Annotated in this window: 18 protein-coding genes; 15 read left to right on the top strand and 3 right to left on the bottom strand. The window is 62.6% G+C overall.

Features of this window, described 5'->3' with window-relative positions; genetic code table 11:
- Positions 1–115 precede the first annotated feature (115 nt).
- A complete protein-coding gene (locus CKW22_RS20680; RefSeq protein ID WP_033703246.1) occupies positions 116–1,444 on the bottom strand; it encodes an OprD family porin in 1,329 nt (442 codons plus the stop codon).
- 514 nt (positions 1,445–1,958) lie between these two features.
- Here CKW22_RS20680 and tauA point away from each other — a divergent pair.
- From tauA to tauD, 4 genes are read left to right on the top strand one after another with little or no spacing between them, the layout of a single operon-like run.
- Complete coding sequence (tauA, locus tag CKW22_RS20675) at positions 1,959–2,930, top strand: taurine ABC transporter substrate-binding protein (RefSeq protein WP_033703247.1); 972 nt, start codon at positions 1,959–1,961, stop codon at positions 2,928–2,930.
- Between the two features lie 13 nt (positions 2,931–2,943).
- The gene (gene tauB, locus CKW22_RS20670; protein WP_033703248.1) at positions 2,944–3,732 is read left to right on the top strand and encodes a taurine ABC transporter ATP-binding subunit; all 789 of its coding nucleotides are present in this window, start codon (positions 2,944–2,946) and stop codon (positions 3,730–3,732) included.
- Positions 3,729–4,568 (top strand): taurine ABC transporter permease TauC, encoded by an 840-nt coding sequence (gene tauC / locus CKW22_RS20665; RefSeq protein ID WP_033703249.1) that lies wholly within the window; start codon positions 3,729–3,731, stop codon positions 4,566–4,568. Before tauB ends, tauC begins: the two co-directional genes overlap by 4 nt.
- A 43-nt stretch (positions 4,569–4,611) precedes the next feature.
- Entirely contained in the window at positions 4,612–5,445 is an 834-nt protein-coding gene (gene tauD / locus CKW22_RS20660) for a taurine dioxygenase (protein ID WP_047582898.1), read from the top strand.
- 121 nt (positions 5,446–5,566) lie between these two features.
- On the opposite strand, the gene betT is transcribed toward tauD, so the two are convergent.
- Complete coding sequence (gene betT, locus CKW22_RS20655) at positions 5,567–7,528, bottom strand: choline transporter BetT (RefSeq protein WP_167334472.1); 1,962 nt, start codon at positions 7,526–7,528, stop codon at positions 5,567–5,569.
- A 333-nt stretch (positions 7,529–7,861) separates the two neighbouring features.
- The gene (gene epsC / locus CKW22_RS20645; RefSeq protein WP_033703256.1) at positions 7,862–8,794 is read right to left on the bottom strand and encodes a serine O-acetyltransferase EpsC; all 933 of its coding nucleotides are present in this window, start codon (positions 8,792–8,794) and stop codon (positions 7,862–7,864) included.
- A gap of 271 nt (positions 8,795–9,065) precedes the next feature.
- On the opposite strand from epsC, the gene tcyJ reads away from it, so the two are divergent.
- The 11 genes from tcyJ to CKW22_RS20585 all read left to right on the top strand — a co-directional run bounded on the left by tcyJ (position 9,066) and on the right by CKW22_RS20585 (position 19,741).
- Positions 9,066–9,860: a cystine ABC transporter substrate-binding protein gene (gene tcyJ / locus CKW22_RS20640; protein ID WP_095064963.1), complete on the top strand. Its 795-nt coding sequence runs from the start codon at positions 9,066–9,068 to the stop codon at positions 9,858–9,860.
- Positions 9,857–10,525, top strand: a complete 669-nt coding sequence (gene tcyL, locus CKW22_RS20635) for a cystine ABC transporter permease (protein WP_033703258.1) — start codon at positions 9,857–9,859, stop codon at positions 10,523–10,525. The genes tcyJ and tcyL overlap by 4 nt, the downstream gene beginning before the upstream one ends.
- A gap of 2 nt (positions 10,526–10,527) precedes the next feature.
- Positions 10,528–11,286 (top strand): L-cystine ABC transporter ATP-binding protein TcyN, encoded by a 759-nt coding sequence (gene tcyN / locus CKW22_RS20630; protein WP_095064961.1) that lies wholly within the window; start codon positions 10,528–10,530, stop codon positions 11,284–11,286.
- A 266-nt stretch (positions 11,287–11,552) separates the two neighbouring features.
- Complete coding sequence (locus tag CKW22_RS20620) at positions 11,553–12,794, top strand: SfnB family sulfur acquisition oxidoreductase (protein WP_095064957.1); 1,242 nt, start codon at positions 11,553–11,555, stop codon at positions 12,792–12,794.
- Positions 12,795–12,931: 137 nt separating this feature from the next.
- Entirely contained in the window at positions 12,932–14,113 is a 1,182-nt protein-coding gene (locus CKW22_RS20615; protein WP_095064955.1) for an SfnB family sulfur acquisition oxidoreductase, read from the top strand.
- Positions 14,113–15,504 (top strand): LLM class flavin-dependent oxidoreductase, encoded by a 1,392-nt coding sequence (locus CKW22_RS20610; RefSeq protein WP_033703263.1) that lies wholly within the window; start codon positions 14,113–14,115, stop codon positions 15,502–15,504. Before CKW22_RS20615 ends, CKW22_RS20610 begins: the two co-directional genes overlap by 1 nt.
- Positions 15,497–16,297, top strand: coding sequence for a MetQ/NlpA family ABC transporter substrate-binding protein (locus tag CKW22_RS20605; RefSeq protein WP_033703264.1), 801 nt, complete (start codon positions 15,497–15,499; stop codon positions 16,295–16,297). Before CKW22_RS20610 ends, CKW22_RS20605 begins: the two co-directional genes overlap by 8 nt.
- A gap of 1 nt (position 16,298) precedes the next feature.
- Positions 16,299–17,408: a methionine ABC transporter ATP-binding protein gene (locus tag CKW22_RS20600; protein WP_095064953.1), complete on the top strand. Its 1,110-nt coding sequence runs from the start codon at positions 16,299–16,301 to the stop codon at positions 17,406–17,408.
- Positions 17,398–18,042, top strand: a complete 645-nt coding sequence (locus CKW22_RS20595; RefSeq protein WP_033703266.1) for a methionine ABC transporter permease — start codon at positions 17,398–17,400, stop codon at positions 18,040–18,042. Before CKW22_RS20600 ends, CKW22_RS20595 begins: the two co-directional genes overlap by 11 nt.
- Positions 18,043–18,206: 164 nt before the next feature.
- A complete protein-coding gene (locus CKW22_RS20590) occupies positions 18,207–18,491 on the top strand; it encodes a helix-turn-helix domain-containing protein (RefSeq protein WP_320327157.1) in 285 nt (94 codons plus the stop codon).
- Entirely contained in the window at positions 18,488–19,741 is a 1,254-nt protein-coding gene (locus tag CKW22_RS20585) for a HipA domain-containing protein (protein ID WP_095064949.1), read from the top strand. The genes CKW22_RS20590 and CKW22_RS20585 overlap by 4 nt, the downstream gene beginning before the upstream one ends.
- Positions 19,742–19,745: the final 4 nt, after the last annotated feature.

The following is a 19,745-nucleotide window of genomic DNA, read 5'->3' as shown; positions in this document are numbered from 1 at the left end:
GCATTCGGTTAAAAACAAAAAGAATAAATACTGATTTATTTATAACCTAATAGCATACGAAATTGCAGGCACAAAAAAGCCTCGCACTAGGCGAGGCTCCTTGTTCAGCTACGGCTTACAGGAAGTTGTAAGTGTAGTTGAAGATCAGACGGGTCTGATCCTGGTCAGCCAGGGAGCTGGTGCCAGTACCACGGTAGACACCGTGACGCAGGCTGGCGCCCAGGCCCTTGAAGGTGCCTTCCTGGATGACGTAGTCGACGCGGGCGTCACGTTCCCATTCGCTGAAGGTACCGTTGCCGTTGGCGTTCTTGCCGTCTTCACCTTTCAGGTAGGAGACCGAGGCTTTCAGGCCTGGCACGCCCAGACGCGCGAAGTCATACGAGTACTGACCGAAGGTGGTGTTTTCACCGGCCTTGGCGAACTGGTTGATCATGCTGTCGGTGAACAGGTAGAAGCTCGAACCACCGGCGCCTTCGTTGCGGCCATTGCCGTCAACCACGTTGCCTTGGTTCAGCCAGACGAAGCCACCGTCGTCATTGACGCGCTGGTGGCCCAGCATCAACGCATGGCCACCCAGGGTGTAGGTGAACATGGCGGTCCAGGTCTTGTTGTCGACCTCGCCAGCGTTCTTGGCATAACCGCCGTTGTTGCTGAAGCGGTAGCCGGCTTCACCGTTTTTGCCGTCGCTGCTGCTGTCGAAATAGCGCAGGTCGGTCTTGAACGACTGGTCGTCAGCGATCTTGAACACGTGGGTCGCGCCCAGGAAGTGCTGCTTGTAGAAGTCTTCCAGGTTCGAGTAGTAGTACTGCAGGGTCAGGTCTGGAGTGAGCTTGTAGTCCAGGCCGCCGTAGCGGAACTTGTTGCTGTCCTGGGTAGCGCCCGCCACGGACAGGCCGGTACGGTTGCTCGAAGCACGGCCCATGGCGTGGGTCAGCTGACCGGCGTTGACGGTCAGGTTGTCGATTTCCTTCGACTGGATGGTGCCACCCTCGAAGGTCTGCGGCAGCAGACGACCATCGTTGGCAACCAGGATCGGCAGGTTCGGCGCCAGGGCGCTACCGTAGTGAACCTCGGTCTTGGAGAAGCGAGCCTTGGCGTTACCGCCCACGCGCGCCCACTGGCTCACAGCAGAGCCGTCGGTATCGCTGGGGAAGAAGCTGCTGTTGTCAGGGTGCTTGCCGCGGCCGCCATCCAGGTGAATACCCCACAGGGCCTGGACATCGACGCCGAAACCAACGGTGCCTTCGGTGAAACCGGACAGGTAGTCGAGCTTGAAGCCCTGACCAGACTCGCGGTTGTCAGCACCGCCGTCACGGTTGTCGTTGTTGAAGTACATGGTGCGCGAGCTGAGCGACAGTTTGCTGTCTTCAACGAAACCGGCAGCGCCTGCTTGTTGGGCGAGAACCCCCAGTGCCACGGCCAGAGCCAGGCTGGACTTGTACATGTTTTGCTCCTCTACGTTCTAATTCTTGTGTATCTCTGGCGGCGGGATCTGCTGCCCTGCTCACCGTGGATTGGCGATTTAGTCCCAAAGCGTGACCATGAAGTCAATCATTTCTAAACGTTTCGCGACTTTGGTCTAAGGCCACCTGCGCTACAGGATAATGACAATCCTATAAATCCAAAATGACCGTTTTATGAATTTGTAAGATTATTCCGGAATATATTAGGAACCTTTACTGCCATTTGTTGTAGCCAGGTGCATCATTCATAACTTTCAGTTATTTGCAAACGTTTGCTCATAACCTAATTCCATCATGGTCTAAGGGCCAAAGAGCCTAGCAGTGCTCTCGGTTTTCGCCATGGCGACAGGTTACCTTCCATTCCCCGCTCGGGCCGCACCTGCCTTACAGCAATTGGCTCCTAAGCTAATTCTAAAAAGTTATTTATTTTCGATTTCTTAGATCATCTAGTCTTCTCGCCATCCATCACATCGATTGCCTGACGAGAGGTTCACCATGATCCCGCACGCTCCGCTGCGCCTGTTCGCCGCCCTGACTCTCGCCAGCACCAGCTGGTTGGCCCAGGCTGCTGACCTGACCGTGGCTTACCAGACCACAGTCGACCCGGCCAAAGTGGCCCAGGTCGATGGCGACTACGAAAAAGCCAGCAAGGCCAGCATCGACTGGCGCAAATTCGATAACGGCGCCGATGTGATCACCGCCGTGGCCAGCGGTGACGTGCAAATTGGCTACCTCGGCTCCAGCCCCCTGGCCGCCGCCGCCACCCGCAAGCTGCCGGTCGAAACCTTCCTGATCGCCACCCAGATTGGTGCTGGCGAAGCGCTGGTGGCGCGCGACACCATCAAGACGCCACAAGACCTGATCGGCAAGAAAGTCGCCGTGCCCTTCGTCTCCACCGGCCACTACAGCCTGTTGGCGGCGCTCAAGGCGTGGAACATCGACCCCACCAAGGTGCAGATCCTCAACCTCGCACCACCGGCCATCATTGCGGCCTGGAAGCGCGGTGACATCGACGCCACCTACGTCTGGGACCCGGCCCTGGGCGTGGCCAAGGAAAACGGCAAAGTGCTGATCACCTCGGGTGAACTGGCCGCAAAAGGCGCACCTACCTTCGACGCCTGGATCGTGCGCAAGGACTTCGCCGACAAGCACCCCGACGTGGTCAAGGCCTTCGCCAAGGTCACGCTCGACGCCTACGCCGACTACCGCAAAGACCCGCAAGCCTGGCTGGCCGACAAAGACAACGTGGCCAAGCTGGTCAAGCTGTCCGGCGCCAAGGCCAGCGATATCCCGGTACTGCTGGAAGGCAACGTCTACCCCTTGGCCGCAGACCAGGCCAACGCCCTGGGTGCGCCAACCACCAAAGCACTGACCGACACGGCTAACTTCCTCAAGCAGCAAGGCAAGGTCGACGCCGTGCTGCCGGACTACTCGCCGTACGTCAGCGCCAAGTTCCTGCCTAATTGACCCGGAGCCAGCCATGGCCTTGCTTGAACTGGAGCGCATCAGCGCACAGTACCCCGGCGCCAGCACCCCGGTACTGGCCGACATCAACCTGAGCCTGGGGCCACGCCAACTGCTGGTGGCCTTGGGGCCGTCCGGCAGCGGCAAGACTTCGCTGCTCAACCTGATCGCCGGCTTCGTGGCCCCCAGCGGTGGGCGCATCAGCCTGGACGGCGTGCCGGTCAAAGGCCCAGGCGCCGAACGCGGCGTGGTGTTCCAGGACGACGCCTTGCTGCCCTGGCAGAACGTGCTGGGCAACGTCGCCTTCGGCCTTGAGCTGGCCGGCGTGCCGCGCGCGCAACGTGAAGCCAAGGCCCGCGAGATGCTGGCCCTGGTCGACCTGGAAGGGTTCGCCGAGCGGCGCATCTGGCAATTGTCCGGTGGCCAGAAGCAGCGTGTGGGCCTTGCCCGCGCGCTGGCGGCCGACCCACGGGTACTGCTGATGGACGAACCGTTCGGCGCACTCGACGCGTTCACCCGCGAGCAGATGCAAGAGCTGCTGCTGCAGGTCTGGCAGCGCACCGCCAAGCCGGTGTTCCTGATTACTCACGACATCGAAGAAGCCGTATTCCTCGCCAGCGAGCTGGTGTTGCTTGCCCCCAATCCCGGCCGTGTGGTCGAGCGCCTGCAACTGGACTTCGGCCAGCGCTATGCCGCTGGCGAGTCGGCCCGGGCGATCAAGTCCGACCCACGCTTCATCGAAACCCGCGAGCATGTGCTGGCGCGGGTCTTCTCCCAACGCCAAAGCCTGCAGGAGCGCGCATGAGCAGCTTGGATCTGCCGGTCAACGGCAAGCACGATAGCCACACCCGGCCTGCCGAAAAGACACGCCGCCCGCTTTCCACCCGCTGGATCAGCACCCTGACCCTGGCCAGCCTGCTGCTGGTCTGGTGGCTGGTGACGGCAGCTGGCTGGATCGAGCCGCTGTTCCTGCCCTCGCCCGGCGACATCCTGGCCAGGGCCTGGACCCTGCTAACCCAAGGCTACATGGATGCCAGCCTGTGGCAGCACCTGGGCGCCAGCCTGGGCCGCATCGGCCTGGCCCTGGTGGCCGCGACCCTGACCGCCATTCCGGTCGGTATCGCCATCGGTTACAACCGCGTGGCGCGGGGCATTCTCGACCCGCTGATCGAGTTCTACCGCCCTATCCCGCCGCTGGCCTATCTGCCGCTCATCGTCATCTGGTGCGGCATTGGCGAGCTGTCGAAAGTGCTGCTGATCTACCTGGCGATCTTCGCCCCGATTGCCATCGCCACCGCTACCGGCGTGCGCACTGTCGACCCGACCAAGCTGCGCGCCGCGCAGTCGCTGGGCGCCAGCAAGGCGCAGTTGATCCGTCACGTGATCCTGCCCAGCGCATTGCCCGACATCCTCACCGGCATCCGTATCGGCCTGGGCGTGGGCTGGTCGACCCTGGTGGCCGCAGAACTGATCGCCGCCACCAGCGGCCTGGGCTTCATGGTGCAGTCGGCGGCGCAGTTCCTGGTCACCGACGTGGTGGTGCTGGGCATCCTGCTGATCGCCCTGATCGCCTTTGCCCTGGAGATGAGCCTGCGCGCCCTGCAACGCAAACTGGTGCCCTGGCACGGGCAAAGCCACTGACCACGCCGGCATTTCGGCGCCCATAGAACAGATCGAGACCGACATGAGCCTGACCATCACCCCTCTCAGCCCGGCGCTCGGCGCGCAGATCAGCGGCGTGGACATCAGCCGCGCTATCACCGCCGAGCAGCGCGATGCCATCGAACAGGCGTTGCTCAAGCATCAGGTGCTGTTTTTCCGCGAGCAACCGCTCAACCCGGAGCAGCAGGCCAGCTTCGCTGCCCGCTTTGGTGACCTGCACATCCACCCGATCTACCCCAACGTGCCCGAAACCCCGCAGGTGCTGGTACTCGACACGGCGGTCACCGACGTGCGCGACAATGCGGTATGGCACACCGACGTGACCTTTCTGCCGACCCCGGCCCTGGGCGCGGTACTCAGCGCCAAGCAGCTGCCGGCGTATGGCGGCGACACCCTGTGGGCCAGTGGTATTGCCGCGCTGGAAGCCTTGTCGGCGCCGTTGCGCGCGATGCTCGACGGGCTCACCGCTACCCACGACTTCACCAAGTCATTCCCGCTCGAACGGTTTGGCACAACGCCCGAAGACCTGGCGCGCTGGGAGGCGACACGGCGCAACAACCCGCCGCTGTCGCACCCGGTGATACGCACCCACCCGGTGAGCGGGCGCAAGGCGCTGTTCGTCAACGAGGGGTTCACCACGCGCATCAACGAGTTGAACGAGTATGAAAGCGAAGCGTTGCTCAAGCTGCTGTTCGCCCATGCGACACGGCCGGAGTTCAGCATTCGCTGGCGCTGGCAGGAAAATGATGTGGCGTTCTGGGACAACCGCGTGACCCAGCATTTTGCGGTGGATGATTACCGGCCTGAGCGGCGGGTGATGCACCGGGCGACGATCCTGGGGGATGCGCCGTTCTGAAAATTGATGGGGCCTGCACCGGCCTCTTCGCGGGGCAAGTCGGCTCGCCGCACCGCCGCTCCCACAAGTACCCCGCTGCTCTCAGGCATTGTGCGGAATCTGTGGGAGCGGCCCTTGGGGTCTAGCGGACCAGGTGCAGGTACTGCATGTGCCGCTCGTACTGGTCGAGGATGTCGTTGATGATCTGCTCCTTGCTGTAGCCCACCAGGTCGTAGTTCTGGCTGCCCTCGCTCAGGTGCACCTCCGCCCGGTAATAGCGGCGGTTTTTCAACTCTTGCGTACCCAGCCCACCCAATGCAAACGACGGCGTGAAATAGCCACGCATCTGCACCTGGTAGATGAACGGTTGCTCTTCACCATGGCCGATCTTCAGGCTGACGTTGTCATGGCTGGGGTCGTCCTGGGTAATCAGCACCAGGCCCTTCTGCTCGAACACTTCACGCACATCGGCAATCGCCGGGCGCACCACGTCGTCCATGAAGCGGTACACCTCATCACGCGACGGAAAGTGCACCGCCTGGCTCAGGCGCTGACGCCAGCCACCACGCCCGCGGCGTGACTGGGCGAACGGGGCCAGCGAATGCATCTGCGCGATCTGCCGCTGGGACTCCAGGTAGAACGCCTTGTGCAGCCCCCACATCATGCACAGCAAGATCAGCGAGAACGGCAGCGAGGTCAGCACCACCGCCGACTTCAGCGAATCGATGCTGCCGGCAAACAGCAGTGCGCTGGTGATCAGCGCGGTCATCGCACCCCAGAAGATCCGCAACCAGTTAGGCCCGTCTTCATCCGGGTCACCGCCCTTGGCCGACAAGGTCGACAACACCACGGTGCCCGAGTCGGCCGAAGTGACGAAGAACACGAAACTGATGAACACCGTCGTCGCGATCACCGCCTTGCTCCAGGGATACGTTTCCAGCAGCAGGTACAGGCTCATCGACGGGTTATCCAGGGCAGACTGGCCAAGCGCGGTCATGCCGTGGTTGATGACCTGGTCCAGGGCGCTGTTGCCGAAGATCGACATCCACGCCAGGGTGAAGCCCAGGGGGATCAGCAACACGCCGAAGACGAATTCGCGGATGGTGCGGCCACGCGAGATGCGCGCAATGAACAAGCCCACGAAGGGCGCCCAGGCAATCCACCAGGCCCAGTAGAACACCGTCCAGCCGCCCAGCCAGTCGCGGTTTTCACCGTAGGCATAGACGTCGAAGCTCTTGCGTGGCAAGGCGCCGAGGTAATCACCCAGGTTCTGGATGAGCGTATTGAACAGGTGCTGGGTGGGGCCGGCGAACAGCACGAACAGCAGCAGGGCGCAGGCCAGGAACAGGTTGATGTCGCTCATCACCCGCACGCCCTTCTCCACCCCGGCGACCGCCACGGCCACCGCCGCACCCATCATCAAGGTGATCAGGGCCACCTGCACCCACTGGCTGTGGCTGATACCGAACAGGTAGTCGAGGCCGGCGTTCAGGTGCAACACGCCAAAGCCCATGTCGGCGCCCAGGCCAAACACCGTGGCAATGATGCCGAAGCCGTCCACCGCGTAGCCGATCGGCCCGTTGATACGTTTGCCGATCAGCGGGTACAGCGCCGAGCGCAGGGCCAGTGGCAGGTTATGCCGGTAGGCGAAGTAGGCCAGTGCCATGCCGACGAAGGCAAACACACCCCAGCCGTGCAGGCCCCAGTGCAGGAACAGGATCTGCATCGCCTGGCGCCCGGCCTCTGCCGTGCCCGCTTCGCCCTGGGGCGGCTGCAGCATGTGGGTCAGGGGTTCGGACACGCAGAAGAAGAACAGCGTGATGCTGATGCCGGCGGCAAACAGCATGCCGGCCCAGGACAGGTAGCTGAACTCGGGTTCGTCGTGGTCGGCACCGAGTTTGATCTTGCCGTAGCCGGACAAGGCGGTGACCACCACGAAGACCAGGTACAGCGTCATCGCCAGCATGTAGTACCAGCCGACCGTGTTGGCCGCCCAGTTCTGCGCCGCCAGCAACCAGTCGCCGGCAGCTTGCGGGTTGATGATGACCACCAGGCCGAAGAGAAGGATGAAGCTTGCCGCGAAATAGAACACCGGGGGGTTCATGCGGATCTTGCCATTGGCAAGGGATGGGTTCGGTGCACTCATCGGGCATGCACCTCGTCGAGTGACGAAAGGTTCGGAATGAACGGGTTCAGCAAAGGAATCCTCCTGTTGAACACCGGCAGCGGACCAGCGTTTATCATTGAACAAGCGTTCAAGTTAAACATGGATCGGGATTTGATGCGAACCGGGGTGCTGATCGGTTTATGCCTGTACCGTCCCTTTCGCGGGGCAAGCCCGCTCCCACAGGTGCCCCACCAGACCCGAGATTGGGGGGCTCATGTGGGGGCGGGCTGGCCCCGCGAAAGGGACGGCCAAGACCGTAGATAGCTTAGGTCAGTTCTTGTCCTGGCAATCGAGCTGCAGGTTCGCCTGGGTAATGTTGCTCTCGGCCGGCACGCTGCGGGTCAGCCACACGTTGCCGCCAATGGTCGAGCCCTTGCCGATGGTAATGCGCCCCAGGATCGTCGCCCCCGCATAGATCACCACATCGTCCTCGACGATGGGGTGGCGCGGCAGGCCTTTGTGCAGCGTCCCCGACTCATCGCTGGGGAAGCGTTTGGCGCCCAGGGTGACTGCCTGGTAGATACGCACTCGCTCGCCGATGATGGCCGTCTCGCCAATCACCACCCCGGTGCCATGGTCGATGAAGAAGCTCGGCCCGATCTGCGCCCCGGGGTGGATGTCGATACCGGTTGCCGAATGCGCCAGCTCCGAACTGATACGGGCCAGCAGCGGCAGGCCCGCCTGGTACAGATGGTGCGCCAAACGGTGATGGATGATCGCCAGAATGCCGGGGTAGCACAGCAGCACTTCGTCAACACTGCGCGCCGCCGGGTCGCCGTGGTAGGCGGCCAGCACGTCGGTGTCGAGCAGCACGCGCAAGTTGGGCAACGCCGCGGCAAAGGCCTGGATCAGGCGCAGGGCCTGGGCATCGACGGCTGCCAGGTCGCCCTGGCTTTGCCGGGCGGCGTAGCGCAGCTCCAGGCGGGCCTGGGCCAGTAACGCGGTCAAGGCGGCGTCCAGGGTGTGGCCTACGTAGAAATCCTCGCTCTCTTCACGCAGGTCAACCGGCCCCAGCCGCATGGGGAACAGCGCCCCGCACAACTGTTCGAGGACTTGCCGCATGGCCTCGCGAGAAGGCAGTTCGCGCCCACCCTGCTCGCCAATGCTGCGGCCATTGCGGCTGCGCCACTGCTCGCGGGCGCTGCGCAAACCACTGACGATGCTGTGCAGCTGCCAATGGGCGGATGTTGGTTGTTCGCTCACGGTGTTCTCCTGCCTGGGGCCAATCTGTCGTTATGCAAACCACTCTACGGCAAATCCATCCCTTGGAAAAAACAACGCTTTATTCCATCCTGCGCTAAGTAGGGCATAAGCCGCGATGACGGCGCCAGCATCCTGGCCTAACCTCAAAGCTGACTTACATCGACAGAAAAACAAAAAAGGAATAATAAGATAATTTTTTATTATTTCCTGGCCTAAGCGGCCAACTCTATAGTCGCCACCCACCACTTCCACAACAAGCGCGGGGCCTGACATGTCGAAATTCGCCAAACCGCTACTCAACGCCAGCCTGGCCATCCTGCTGGGTGCCGGCCTGCTCAGCCAGGCGTTCGCAGGCGAGCAGTTGAAGACCATCCAGGAAAAGGGCGTGATCAACGTCGGCCTGGAAGGCACCTACCCGCCCTTCAGCTTCCAGGACGAAAACGGCAAGCTGAGCGGCTTCGAAGTCGAGCTTTCCGAGCTGCTGGCCAAGGAGCTGGGGGTCAAGGCTAAAGTTCAACCGACCAAATGGGATGGCATCCTCGCGGCACTGGAGTCCAAGCGGCTGGATGTGGTGATCAACCAGGTGACCATTTCCGAAGAGCGCAAGAAGAAGTACGACTTCTCCGAGCCCTACACCGTCTCTGGCATTCAGGCGCTGATCCTGAAGAAGAAGGCCGAACAGCTGAACATCAAGACCGCGCAGGACCTGGCAGGCAAGAAGGTCGGCGTGGGCCTGGGCACCAACTACGAACAATGGGTGAAGCAGGACGTGCCGAAAGCGGACGTGCGCACCTACGAGGATGACCCGAGCAAGTTCGCCGACCTGCGCAACGGCCGCATCGACGCCATCCTGATCGACCGCCTGGCCGCGTTGGAATACGCGCAAAAAGCCAAGGACACGGAACTGGCCGGTGACGCCTTCTCGCGTCTGGAAAGCGGCGTGGCCCTGCGCAAGGGCGAGCCTGAACTGCTGGCGGCAATCAACAAGGCCATCGACAAGCTCAAAGCCGACGGCACGTTGGCCAAGCTGTCGGAAAAATACTTCGGTGCTGATGTCACCAAATGATCGCTGAAAGCCTGCAACTCGTTGTCGATTCCACGCCCTTCCTGCTGAAGGGCGCGGGTTATACGGTGCTGCTCAGTGTCGGCGGCATGTTCTTCGGCCTGGTGCTGGGCTTTGCCCTGGCCCTGATGCGGCTGTCGAAAATCCTGCCGCTGGACTGGCTGGCACGCATCTACGTGTCGTTCTTCCGAGGCACGCCGCTGCTGGTGCAGCTGTTCGTGATCTACTTCGGCATGCCGCAGATCGGTATCGAACTCGACCCGATCCCGGCCTCGCTGATCGGCCTGTCGCTGAACATGGCCGCCTATATCTGCGAAATCCTGCGGGCGGCGATTTCCTCGATCGACCGTGGCCAGTGGGAGGCCGCCGCCAGCATTGGCATGACCCGCACCCAGGCCATGCGCCGGGCAATCTTGCCGCAGGCTTTGCGCACAGCCTTGCCGCCGCTGGGCAACAGCTTCATCTCGCTGGTCAAGGACACCGCCCTGGCGGCGACCATTCAGGTGCCCGAGCTGTTCCGCCAGGCCCAGCTGATTACTGCGCGCACCTTCGAAGTCTTCACCATGTACCTGGCTGTGGCCGTTATCTACTGGATACTCTGCAGTATCCTCGCGCACTTCCAGAACCGCATGGAAGCGCGGGTCAACCAACATGACCAGGAGCACTGAGCATGATCGTAGTCAATGGCCTGTCCAAGCAGTTCAAGGGCCAGACCGTGCTCAACGGCATCGACCTTACCGTGCAGCCAGGCGAAGTGGTCGCCATCATCGGCCCCAGCGGCTCTGGCAAGACCACCTTCCTGCGCTGCCTGAACCTGCTGGAAACCCCCGACGCGGGGCAGATCCAGATCGGCGCCATCAGCATCGATGCCAATCGCCCGCTGGGCGGTCAGCAAAGTGCGATCCGCCGGTTGCGTCAGCAGGCCGGGTTCGTGTTCCAGAACTTCAACCTGTTCCCGCACCGCACTGCCCTGGAGAACGTGATCGAGGGGCCGGTGATCGTCAAGAAAACGCCCCGCGACCAAGCCGTGGCGCTGGGGCGTAAGCTGTTGGCCAAGGTCGGCCTGGCGGGCAAGGAAGATGCCTACCCCCGGCGCCTGTCCGGTGGCCAGCAGCAGCGGGTAGCCATTGCCCGTGCCCTGGCCATGGAGCCTGAGGTGATCCTGTTCGACGAACCCACCTCGGCGCTCGACCCCGAGCTGGTCGGTGAAGTGCTCGCCACCATCCGCGGCCTCGCCGAAGAGAAGCGCACCATGATCATCGTCACCCACGAGATGGGCTTTGCGCGGGATGTGGCGAACCGAGTGATCTTCTTCGACAAGGGGGTGATCGTCGAGCAGGGCGAGGCCAAGGCGTTGTTTGCCGCGCCCAAGGAAGAACGTACTCGGCAGTTCTTGCGCAAGTTTCTCGGTACTGCGGCTTCCGAGTAAGCCTGCACCGACCTCTTCGCGGGTTTGCCCGCGATAGGGGCCGGCACACCCGCTGCACATCTCGACTTCTATATATATTCCAAAAGGTTAGTTCATAATCTTTTAATAAGCCATTAGGGTATATACACCGGACCACCGGACCAGCAAACGTCTGTCGCCATCAGCTGAAGCGACACAACTACTTTTGTGAGGTTAGGAATGGTCAGGATCACAATCACCCCAGTGCGTATCGCCAGGGCATTGAGTGCAGCCAAGGAGCGGTACTGATGTCCAGCCAGCCAAATACCCTTTTCCACAGCGACCTCGACAGCTCGCCCCTGCTGCTGCCAGCCAAGGTGCTGCGCAACGACGCCGAAGCCCTGCAAGCTGCTCGCGAGCTGGCCGATGTGGCCCGTGAGCAGGCCGCGCGCCGCGACCAGCAACGCAAGCTGCCATGGGCAGAGATCGAGCAGTTCACCCGCAGCGGCTTGGGCAGCATCAGCGTACCCAAGGCCCACGGCGGACCTGATGTCTCGTTCGAAACCGTCGCCGAAGTATTCCGCCTGATCAGTGCCGCCGACCCGGCCCTGGGGCAGATCCCGCAGAATCAGTTCGGCATGCTGCAGTTGCTGCGCCTGACGGCCACCGAGGCACAGCAGGCGGTGATCTTCCGCAGCGTGCTGGACGGCTGGCGCATCGGCAACGCCGGCCCCGAGCGCGGCACCAAAGACACCCTGACCCTGAAGGCGAAGATCACCCTCACGGGCGACGGCTATCGCATCAGTGGCGAAAAGTTCTACTCCACCGGTGCCCTGTTCGCCCACTGGGTGGCGGTCAAGGCGCTGGATGACGAGGGCCGCCAGCGCCTGGCCTTCGTCCGCCGTGGCAGCCCGGGCCTGCGCATCGTCGATGACTGGTCCGGTTTCGGCCAACGCACCACTGCCAGCGGCACCGTGCTGCTTGACCAGGTGCCGGTGGACGCGGAACTGGTGATCGACAACTGGCGCCAGCGTGACATCCCCAATATCCAGGGGGCAGCCTCGCAGTTGATCCAGGCCGCCATCGACGCCGGCATCGCCGAAGCAGCCATCGAAGAGGCCATCCGCTTTGTGCGGGAGAAGTCGCGGCCGTGGATCGAGGCCAAGGTCGAGCGCGCCAGCGACGACCCGTATGTGATTGCCGATATCGGCCGCCTCAAGCTTGAGCTGCACGCTGCCGAGGCGCTGCTGCGCAAGGCGGCGCGGGTACTCGATGAGGTCAATGCAGCGCCAGTGGACGCAACCGCTGCGGCCCGCGCTTCGATCGCCGTGGCCGAGGCCAAGGTGTTGACCACCGAAATCAGCCTGCAGGCCAGCGAGAAGCTGTTCGAGCTGGCCGGCAGCCGCGCCACCCTTGCCGAGTTCAACCTCGACCGCCACTGGCGCAATGCCCGGGTGCACACCCTGCATGACCCGGTGCGCTGGAAGTACCACGCGGTGGGGGCCTACCACCTCAACGGCACCCTGCCTGCTCGGCATTCCTGGATCTGATTTTTTGGCCCTGGGGGCTGCTGTGCAGCCCTTTCGCGACGCAAGGCCGCTCCTACAGACAGCCCCCGATCCCTGTAGGAGCGGCCTTGCGTCGCGAAAGGGCCGCGAAGCGGCCCCAAAGGCCCCGGAGAAACACCATGACCACAAACATCATCACCCACGACACCCAAGCCCTGGCCATCGCTGAAGACATCGCCCAGCAACTGCGCCGCGACAGCGCCCTGCGCGACCGCGAGCGCCGCCTGCCCCTCGCCGAACTCGACCTGTTCACCCGCTCTGGCCTGTGGGCCATCAGCGTACCCAAGGCCTTCGGCGGCGCCGGTGTCTCCAACGTTACCCTGGCCAAGGTCATTGCCCGCATTGCCCAGGCCGACGCCTCGCTCGGGCAAATACCGCAAAACCATTTCTACGCCCTGGAAGTGCTGCGCGTAAACGGCAGCCCCGAGCAGCAACAGCGCCTGTACGCCGAAGTGCTGGCGGGCCGGCGCTTCGGCAATGCCTTGGCCGAGCTGGGCACGAAAACCGCCAACGACCGCACCACCCGCCTGACCCGAGATGGCGACGGCTTTCGTATCAATGGCCGCAAGTTCTACGCCACCGGCGCCCTTTACGCCCAGCGCATCCCCACCTCGGTGATCGACGAAGACGGCGTGCAGCAACTGGCCTTCGTCCCCGCCGACAGCCAGGGCCTGCAGGTGATCGACGACTGGAGCGGTTTTGGCCAGCGCACCACCGGCAGTGGCTCGGTGGTATTCGACAACGTGTGGGTGCGCACCGAAGACGTCGTGCCGTTCCAGAGCGCCTTCGACCGCCCGACCCCGGTCGGCCCACTGGCACAGATCCTCCACGCTGCCATCGACACCGGCATCGCCCGCGCCGCCTACGAGGATGCCCTGCACTTCGTGCGCACCCGCAGCCGCCCCTGGGTCGACTCGGGCCTGGACAAGGCCAGCGAAGACCCACTGACCCTGAAGAGCTTCGGCCAGCTCGCAATCCGCCTGCACGCCACCGAAGCCCTGCTGGAACGCGCGGGCGAATACCTCGACCGCGCCCAGCAGGACAGCAGCGCCGACAACGTCGCCGCCGCCTCCATCGCCGTGGCCGAAGCACGCGCCATCAGCACCGAAATCTCCCTCGCCGCCGGTACCACGCTGTTCGAACTGGCCGGCAGCCAGGCCACCCTGGCCGAGCACAACCTCGACCGCCACTGGCGCAACGCCCGGGTGCACACCCTGCACGACCCGGTGCGCTGGAAGTACCACGCCATCGGCAACTACTACCTCAACAACGAAAACCCGCCGCGCCGGGGGACCATCTGATGGCCAAGCAGATGCTGCTCAATGCCTTCAACATGAACTGCATCGGGCATATCAACCATGGCCTGTGGACCCACCCGCGGGACACCTCGACCCAGTACAAGACCCTCGCCTACTGGACCGACCTGGCCCGCCTGCTGGAACGGGGGCTGTTCGACGGGCTGTTCATCGCCGACATCGTCGGCACCTACGACATCTATGGCCAGTCGCTGGAGGTGACCCTCAAGGAGTCGATCCAGCTGCCGGTCAACGACCCCTTGCTGCTGGTCTCGGCCATGGCCGCAGTCACCCGCCACCTGGGCTTCGGCCTTACCGCCAACCTCACGTACGAAGCGCCCTACCTGTTCGCCCGCCGCCTCTCCACCCTCGACCACCTGAGTAATGGCCGGGTCGGCTGGAACATCGTCACCGGCTACCTCGACAGCGCTGCCCGCGCCATGGGCCTGGCGCAGCAACCCGAGCACGACCGCCGTTACGACCAGGCCGACGAATACCTGCAGGTGCTGTACAAACTGCTCGAAGGTAGCTGGGCCGACGATGCCGTGGTCGCCGACCGCGAGCAGCGCATCTACGCCCAGCCCGACAAGGTGCGCAAGGTCAGCCACCACGGCGAGTTCTACAACGTCGAGGGCTACCACCTGAGCGAACCGTCACCGCAGCGCACACCGGTGCTGTTCCAGGCGGGCAGCTCCACGCGTGGCCTGGCGTTCGCCGGCAACCATGCCGAATGCGTGTTCATCAGCGGCCAGGACAAAACCGCCACCCGCGCCCAGGTCGACAAGGTACGCGCCGCCGCCCAGGCAGCCGGCCGCGATCCGCAGGCCATCAAGGTGTTCATGGGCATCACGGTGATCGTCGCCGCCACCGAGCAACAGGCCCAGGCCAAGCATGCCGAGTACCTGCGTCATGCCAGCCCAGAGGCTGGCGTTGCGCACTTCGCCGCCTCCACCGGCATCGATTTTGCGGCCTATGGGCTGGACGAGCCGATCGGTTTCAGCAAGGGCAACGCCATTCAGTCGGCCACCCGCCAGCTGCAGGAAAACGCCTGGACCCGCCGCCGTCTGCTTGAGCAACACGCCCTGGGCGGCCGCTACGTGACCTTGGTCGGCACACCCGAGCAGGTCGCCGATGCGTTGATCGCCTGGCTCGACGAAACCGGGCTGGACGGCTTCAACCTGACCCGCACCGTCACCCCGGAAAGCTTTGAAGACTTCATCGACCTGGTCATCCCGCAACTGCAACAGCGTGGCCGTTACAAGACCGCCTACGCCGAAGGCACCCTGCGCGCGAAGCTGTTCGACACCGACCACCCGCACCTGCCCGCCAGCCACCCCGGCTCGGCCTACCGCTTCACCCCAACCCCTGCCCCGACTGGAGCCTTGCACCATGCTTGAGAAACTGTTCCGGCCCGTCGCGGCCATGGCCTTCACCCTCGGCCTGTGCGCCAGCGCGATCGCCGCCGAGCCCTTGAAGATCGGTACCACCTCAGCCTTCGCCATCCCACTGGAAACCGCCGTGGAAGAGGCTCACAAGCAGGGCCTGGAGGTCAAGCTGATCGAGTTCAGCGACTGGATCGCACCCAATGTCAGCCTCAACAGCGGCGACATCGACGTGAACTACTTCCAGCACATCCCGTTCCTGGAAAACGCCAAGGCCGCCGCAGGCTTCAACCTGGTGCCTTACGCGCCGGGCATCATCAACAACGTCGGCTTGTACGCCAAGCGATACAAAAGCTTCGCCGAGCTTCCCGAAGGCGCCAGCGTGGCCATCGCCAACGACCCGATCAACAGCGGCCGTGGCCTGCAGCTGCTGGCCAAGGCCGGGCTGATCACGCTCAAGCCGGGGGTCGGCTACAAGGCCACCGAGGACGACATCGTCGCCAACCCCAAGAAACTGAAGATTCTGCAGGTCGAGGCGGTGCAACTGGTGCGCGCCTATGACGACGCCGACCTGGTCCAGGGCTACCCGGCCTATATCCGCCTGGCCAACACCTTCGACGCCACCTCGGCGCTGCTGTTCGACGGCCTGGAAAACAAGGAGTACGTGATCCAGTTCGTCATCCGTCCGCAAAACAAGGACGACCCCCGCCTGGCCAAGTTCGTCGACATCTACCAGCACTCGCCCGCCGTGCGCGCGGCGTTGAACAAAGCCCACGGCAACCTCTACCAGGCCGGTTGGGAGGGCTGACATGAGCCAGGCCAGCGCACTCAGGGCGCCGACACCACAACCATTGCCGCCAACGGCCAAGGAACAGGCCCTGCGCCCCGAGGTCAATGAAGCCCATGTGCGCTTCATCGGCCTGGGCAAGACCTACCCTGGCCAGGCGCAGCCCGCCTTGCACGGCATCGACCTGAACATCCGCCGGGGTGAGATCTTCGGCATCATCGGCCGCAGCGGCGCCGGCAAGTCATCGCTGCTGCGTACCATCAACCGCCTGGAGCAGCCCAGCCAAGGCCGCGTGCTGATCGACCAGGTGGACATCGCGCCATTCGACGAGGACCGCCTGGTCACGCTGCGCCGTCGCATCGGCATGATCTTTCAGCACTTCAACCTGATGTCGGCCAAGACCGTGTGGCAGAACGTCGAGCTGCCGCTGAAGGTGGCCGGGGTGCCCAAGGCCGAACGCCAACGCAAGGTCCGCGAACTGCTGGAGCTGGTTGGCCTGCAGGAAAAGCACCAGGTCTACCCGGCGCAGCTTTCCGGCGGGCAGAAGCAGCGGGTCGGTATTGCCCGGGCGCTGGTGCACGACCCCGAGATCCTCTTGTGCGACGAGGCCACATCGGCACTGGACCCCGAAACCACGGCCTCGATCCTGGAGCTGCTGCGCGACATCAACCAGCGCCTGGGCCTGACCATCGTACTGATCACCCATGAGATGGCGGTGATCCGTGATATCTGCCACCGCGTGGTGGTACTGGAGCGTGGCGAAGTGGTCGAACAGGGCGAGGTCTGGCGGGTATTCGGCGCGCCACGTCACGAGGTGACCCGCACCTTGCTCGCGCCGTTGCAGGCCAAGCTGCCGGCTAGCTTGCAGGCCAGCCTCAAAGCCAGCCCGGTGAGCCGCGACAGCGCCGTGGTACTCAAGCTGACCCTGCTCGGCGAGCCGGAGCTGTCGGCCCTGTTCAACGACCTGGGCGGGCGTGTACGCCTGCTGCAAGGGGGTGTTGAAACCATCGGTGAGCATGCGCTCGGGCAGTTGATCCTGTCGGTGCAGCACTCGCCACACGAAACCCACCAGTTGCTGGCGCGCGCCCGCCGTTGGGCCGAAGACGTGGAGGTATTGGGCCATGTGGTTTGATCGCCTGCTTGAAGGCTTGCTCGATACCCTGCTGATGGTCGGCGTGTCTTCGCTGATCGCCCTGTTGGTCGGGGTACCGATGGCGGTGCTGCTGGTCACCAGCGACAAAGGCGGGATATTCGAGGCGCGCCTGCTTAACCGGGTGCTGGGCGCGTTCGTCAACCTGTTCCGCTCGATCCCCTTTCTGATCCTGATGGTCGCGCTGATACCGTTCACCCGCCTGTTGGTCGGTACTACCTACGGCGTGTGGGCGGCCGTGGTGCCGCTCACCATCGCCGCCACACCCTTCTTTGCACGCATTGCCGAAGTGAGCTTGCGCGAAGTCGACCATGGCTTGGTGGAAGCCGCGCAAGCCATGGGCTGCCGGCGCTGGCACATCGTCTGGCATGTGCTGTTGCCCGAAGCGCTGCCGGGCATCGTCGGCGGGTTCACCATCACCCTGGTGACCTTGATCAACTCGTCGGCCATGGCCGGGGCGATTGGCGCCGGTGGGCTGGGGGATATTGCCTATCGCTATGGGTACCAGCGCTTTGACAGCCAGATCATGCTGACCGTGATTGCCATGCTGGTGGCGCTGGTAGCGGTGATTCAGCTGGGTGGGGATCGGTTGGCGAAGGGATTGAACAAGCGGTGAGCCATTTGGGGGCCGCTGTGCGGCCCCATTACAACTGAACTAAATTATCCTTTAGCCTAGGTCGCCAGAGCATGTTGAAAGCAGGCTAGCGAAACAATACTTTCGTTTTTATCTTGAAATCTTCATAAACAAGAAAAACGAAATAAAACCTTAGTTTTCCTTGAATGATGCCTGTTCGGAGCCATAATCGAAATTATTCCTTCGACCCGGTTGAACACTCCATGGGCATCCTTCAACAGATCCAGACGCCAACCGATTTGGGTAACGCAATACGTCAGGTACGGAAAAGCCAGGCAATTACCCAATCGGATCTAGCCCTCATTGTCGGCAAGAGCCACGTTCTGCTCAGAGACATTGAACGAGGCAAAGGCAGTGTCTCGCTCGCAAGCGTACTGCAGGTAATGCAGGAGCTCGGCATTCGGGTCTACGTGGATGTACCTGGCAAATGAGAGCCCTCCACATCCTGATCAACAGTCACCACGTGGCAACCCTCACCGACAATGCAGGTGTCTGGAGCCTTGAATATACGCCAGAGTGGATGGCCCGAGCCGATGGCTACGACCTGTCGCCTGCACTTCCTCGAGCCAAAGGATTGCTTGTTGACGGATCATCGGAGCGCCCCGTGCAGTGGTTCTTTGACAACCTGCTTCCCGAAGAGCAAGCACGGTCACTACTGGCCAACGATGCAAAGCTTGACTTCGCAGACGCTTTTGGCCTGCTAGGCTACTACGGCTCAGAGTCTGCAGGTGCGATCACATTGCTACCTGAGGCTCAGTGCGAACAGGCCAGCGGACTGAAGCCCCTCTCGAATGCTCAGTTGAGTGAAAGGATTCGCAACCTGCCTCGAGTTGCACTGACGACGGGTGCCCCGAAGCGAATGTCACTCGCCGGCGCTCAGCACAAGCTACCGATCGTCATGGCGAAAGATGCGCTGTTTGAGCCCGTCGGCAGCACGCCGTCGACCCATATTCTCAAGCCCGACCACCCTGACCGTGATCTCTATGATGCGACCGCAGTAAATGAATGGTTCGTGATGAGTGTTGCACGCGAGGTAGGGCTGGAAGTTCCAGAGGTTACGGTTCGCCGCGTGCCTGAGGCAACCTATCTGATAGAGCGCTTCGACCGGACACAGGTGAATGATGGGCTCGAGCGCGTGCATACGCTCGATGCTTGCCAATTGCTCACACTCGACAAAAGCTTCAAGTATCAACAAGCGACTGCAGAAACCTTGCAAAGGATTCTGGGGCTGGTCCGAAATGTGGCCCAGACACGCATTCAGCTATTCGAATGGCTGGTTTTCAACGTACTGGTCGGCAACAACGATGCCCATTTAAAGAACCTTTCGTTCTTCGTTCGCCCCGATGCTTACTACCTCGCGCCGCACTATGATCTCTTGTGCACGGCCGTCTACGGGGAGTCTGCTGCGCCTTGGCTTGAGGCAGAACTGGTGTGGAAACCCGAGGGTATCCGCACCCATGCCGACGTAACCAGGGCCAGTGTTCTCAGCCTCGGTGAGGCCATTGGAGTTCGTGCGCCTCTAGGCAACAAGATCATTGATGGACTGGTACCGAGCGTGGAGGATGCGGCAAGAGCGCTTCTGGAAAAGCATGCTCATACTTGGAGTGCCGGTGAAAGCAGGCTGATCAGGCGCATCGTCCATGGCGTGATTCGCGATATGACGGAAAAGCTGCGGCGTTGACCCA

Source organism: Pseudomonas sp. Irchel s3f19, assembly GCF_900187555.1.
Lineage (GTDB): Bacteria > Pseudomonadota > Gammaproteobacteria > Pseudomonadales > Pseudomonadaceae > Aquipseudomonas > Aquipseudomonas capeferrum.
The sequence above is the reverse complement of the archived record's forward strand: the minus strand, read 5'-3'. Positions and strand labels throughout refer to the sequence as shown.

What these genes read in the sequence shown, in the direction of transcription:
- CKW22_RS20605 (WP_033703264.1), top strand. Translation starts at nt 15,497, where the DNA reads ATGCTTGAGAAACTGTTCCGGCCCGTCGCGGCCATGGCCTTCACCCTC.
- tauB (WP_033703248.1), top strand. Translation starts at nt 2,944, where the DNA reads ATGGCCTTGCTTGAACTGGAGCGCATCAGCGCACAGTACCCCGGCGCC.
- CKW22_RS20610 (WP_033703263.1), top strand. Translation starts at nt 14,113, where the DNA reads ATGGCCAAGCAGATGCTGCTCAATGCCTTCAACATGAACTGCATCGGG.
- CKW22_RS20680 (WP_033703246.1), bottom strand. Translation starts at nt 1,444, where the DNA reads ATGTACAAGTCCAGCCTGGCTCTGGCCGTGGCACTGGGGGTTCTCGCC.
- betT (WP_167334472.1), bottom strand. Translation starts at nt 7,528, where the DNA reads ATGAACCCCCCGGTGTTCTATTTCGCGGCAAGCTTCATCCTTCTCTTC.
- tcyN (WP_095064961.1), top strand. Translation starts at nt 10,528, where the DNA reads ATGATCGTAGTCAATGGCCTGTCCAAGCAGTTCAAGGGCCAGACCGTG.
- tauC (WP_033703249.1), top strand. Translation starts at nt 3,729, where the DNA reads ATGAGCAGCTTGGATCTGCCGGTCAACGGCAAGCACGATAGCCACACC.
- CKW22_RS20585 (WP_095064949.1), top strand. Translation starts at nt 18,488, where the DNA reads ATGAGAGCCCTCCACATCCTGATCAACAGTCACCACGTGGCAACCCTC.
- CKW22_RS20600 (WP_095064953.1), top strand. Translation starts at nt 16,299, where the DNA reads ATGAGCCAGGCCAGCGCACTCAGGGCGCCGACACCACAACCATTGCCG.
- CKW22_RS20615 (WP_095064955.1), top strand. Translation starts at nt 12,932, where the DNA reads ATGACCACAAACATCATCACCCACGACACCCAAGCCCTGGCCATCGCT.
- tauD (WP_047582898.1), top strand. Translation starts at nt 4,612, where the DNA reads ATGAGCCTGACCATCACCCCTCTCAGCCCGGCGCTCGGCGCGCAGATC.
- CKW22_RS20595 (WP_033703266.1), top strand. Translation starts at nt 17,398, where the DNA reads ATGTGGTTTGATCGCCTGCTTGAAGGCTTGCTCGATACCCTGCTGATG.
- tcyL (WP_033703258.1), top strand. Translation starts at nt 9,857, where the DNA reads ATGATCGCTGAAAGCCTGCAACTCGTTGTCGATTCCACGCCCTTCCTG.
- tauA (WP_033703247.1), top strand. Translation starts at nt 1,959, where the DNA reads ATGATCCCGCACGCTCCGCTGCGCCTGTTCGCCGCCCTGACTCTCGCC.
- tcyJ (WP_095064963.1), top strand. Translation starts at nt 9,066, where the DNA reads ATGTCGAAATTCGCCAAACCGCTACTCAACGCCAGCCTGGCCATCCTG.
- CKW22_RS20590 (WP_320327157.1), top strand. Translation starts at nt 18,207, where the DNA reads ATGATGCCTGTTCGGAGCCATAATCGAAATTATTCCTTCGACCCGGTT.
- CKW22_RS20620 (WP_095064957.1), top strand. Translation starts at nt 11,553, where the DNA reads ATGTCCAGCCAGCCAAATACCCTTTTCCACAGCGACCTCGACAGCTCG.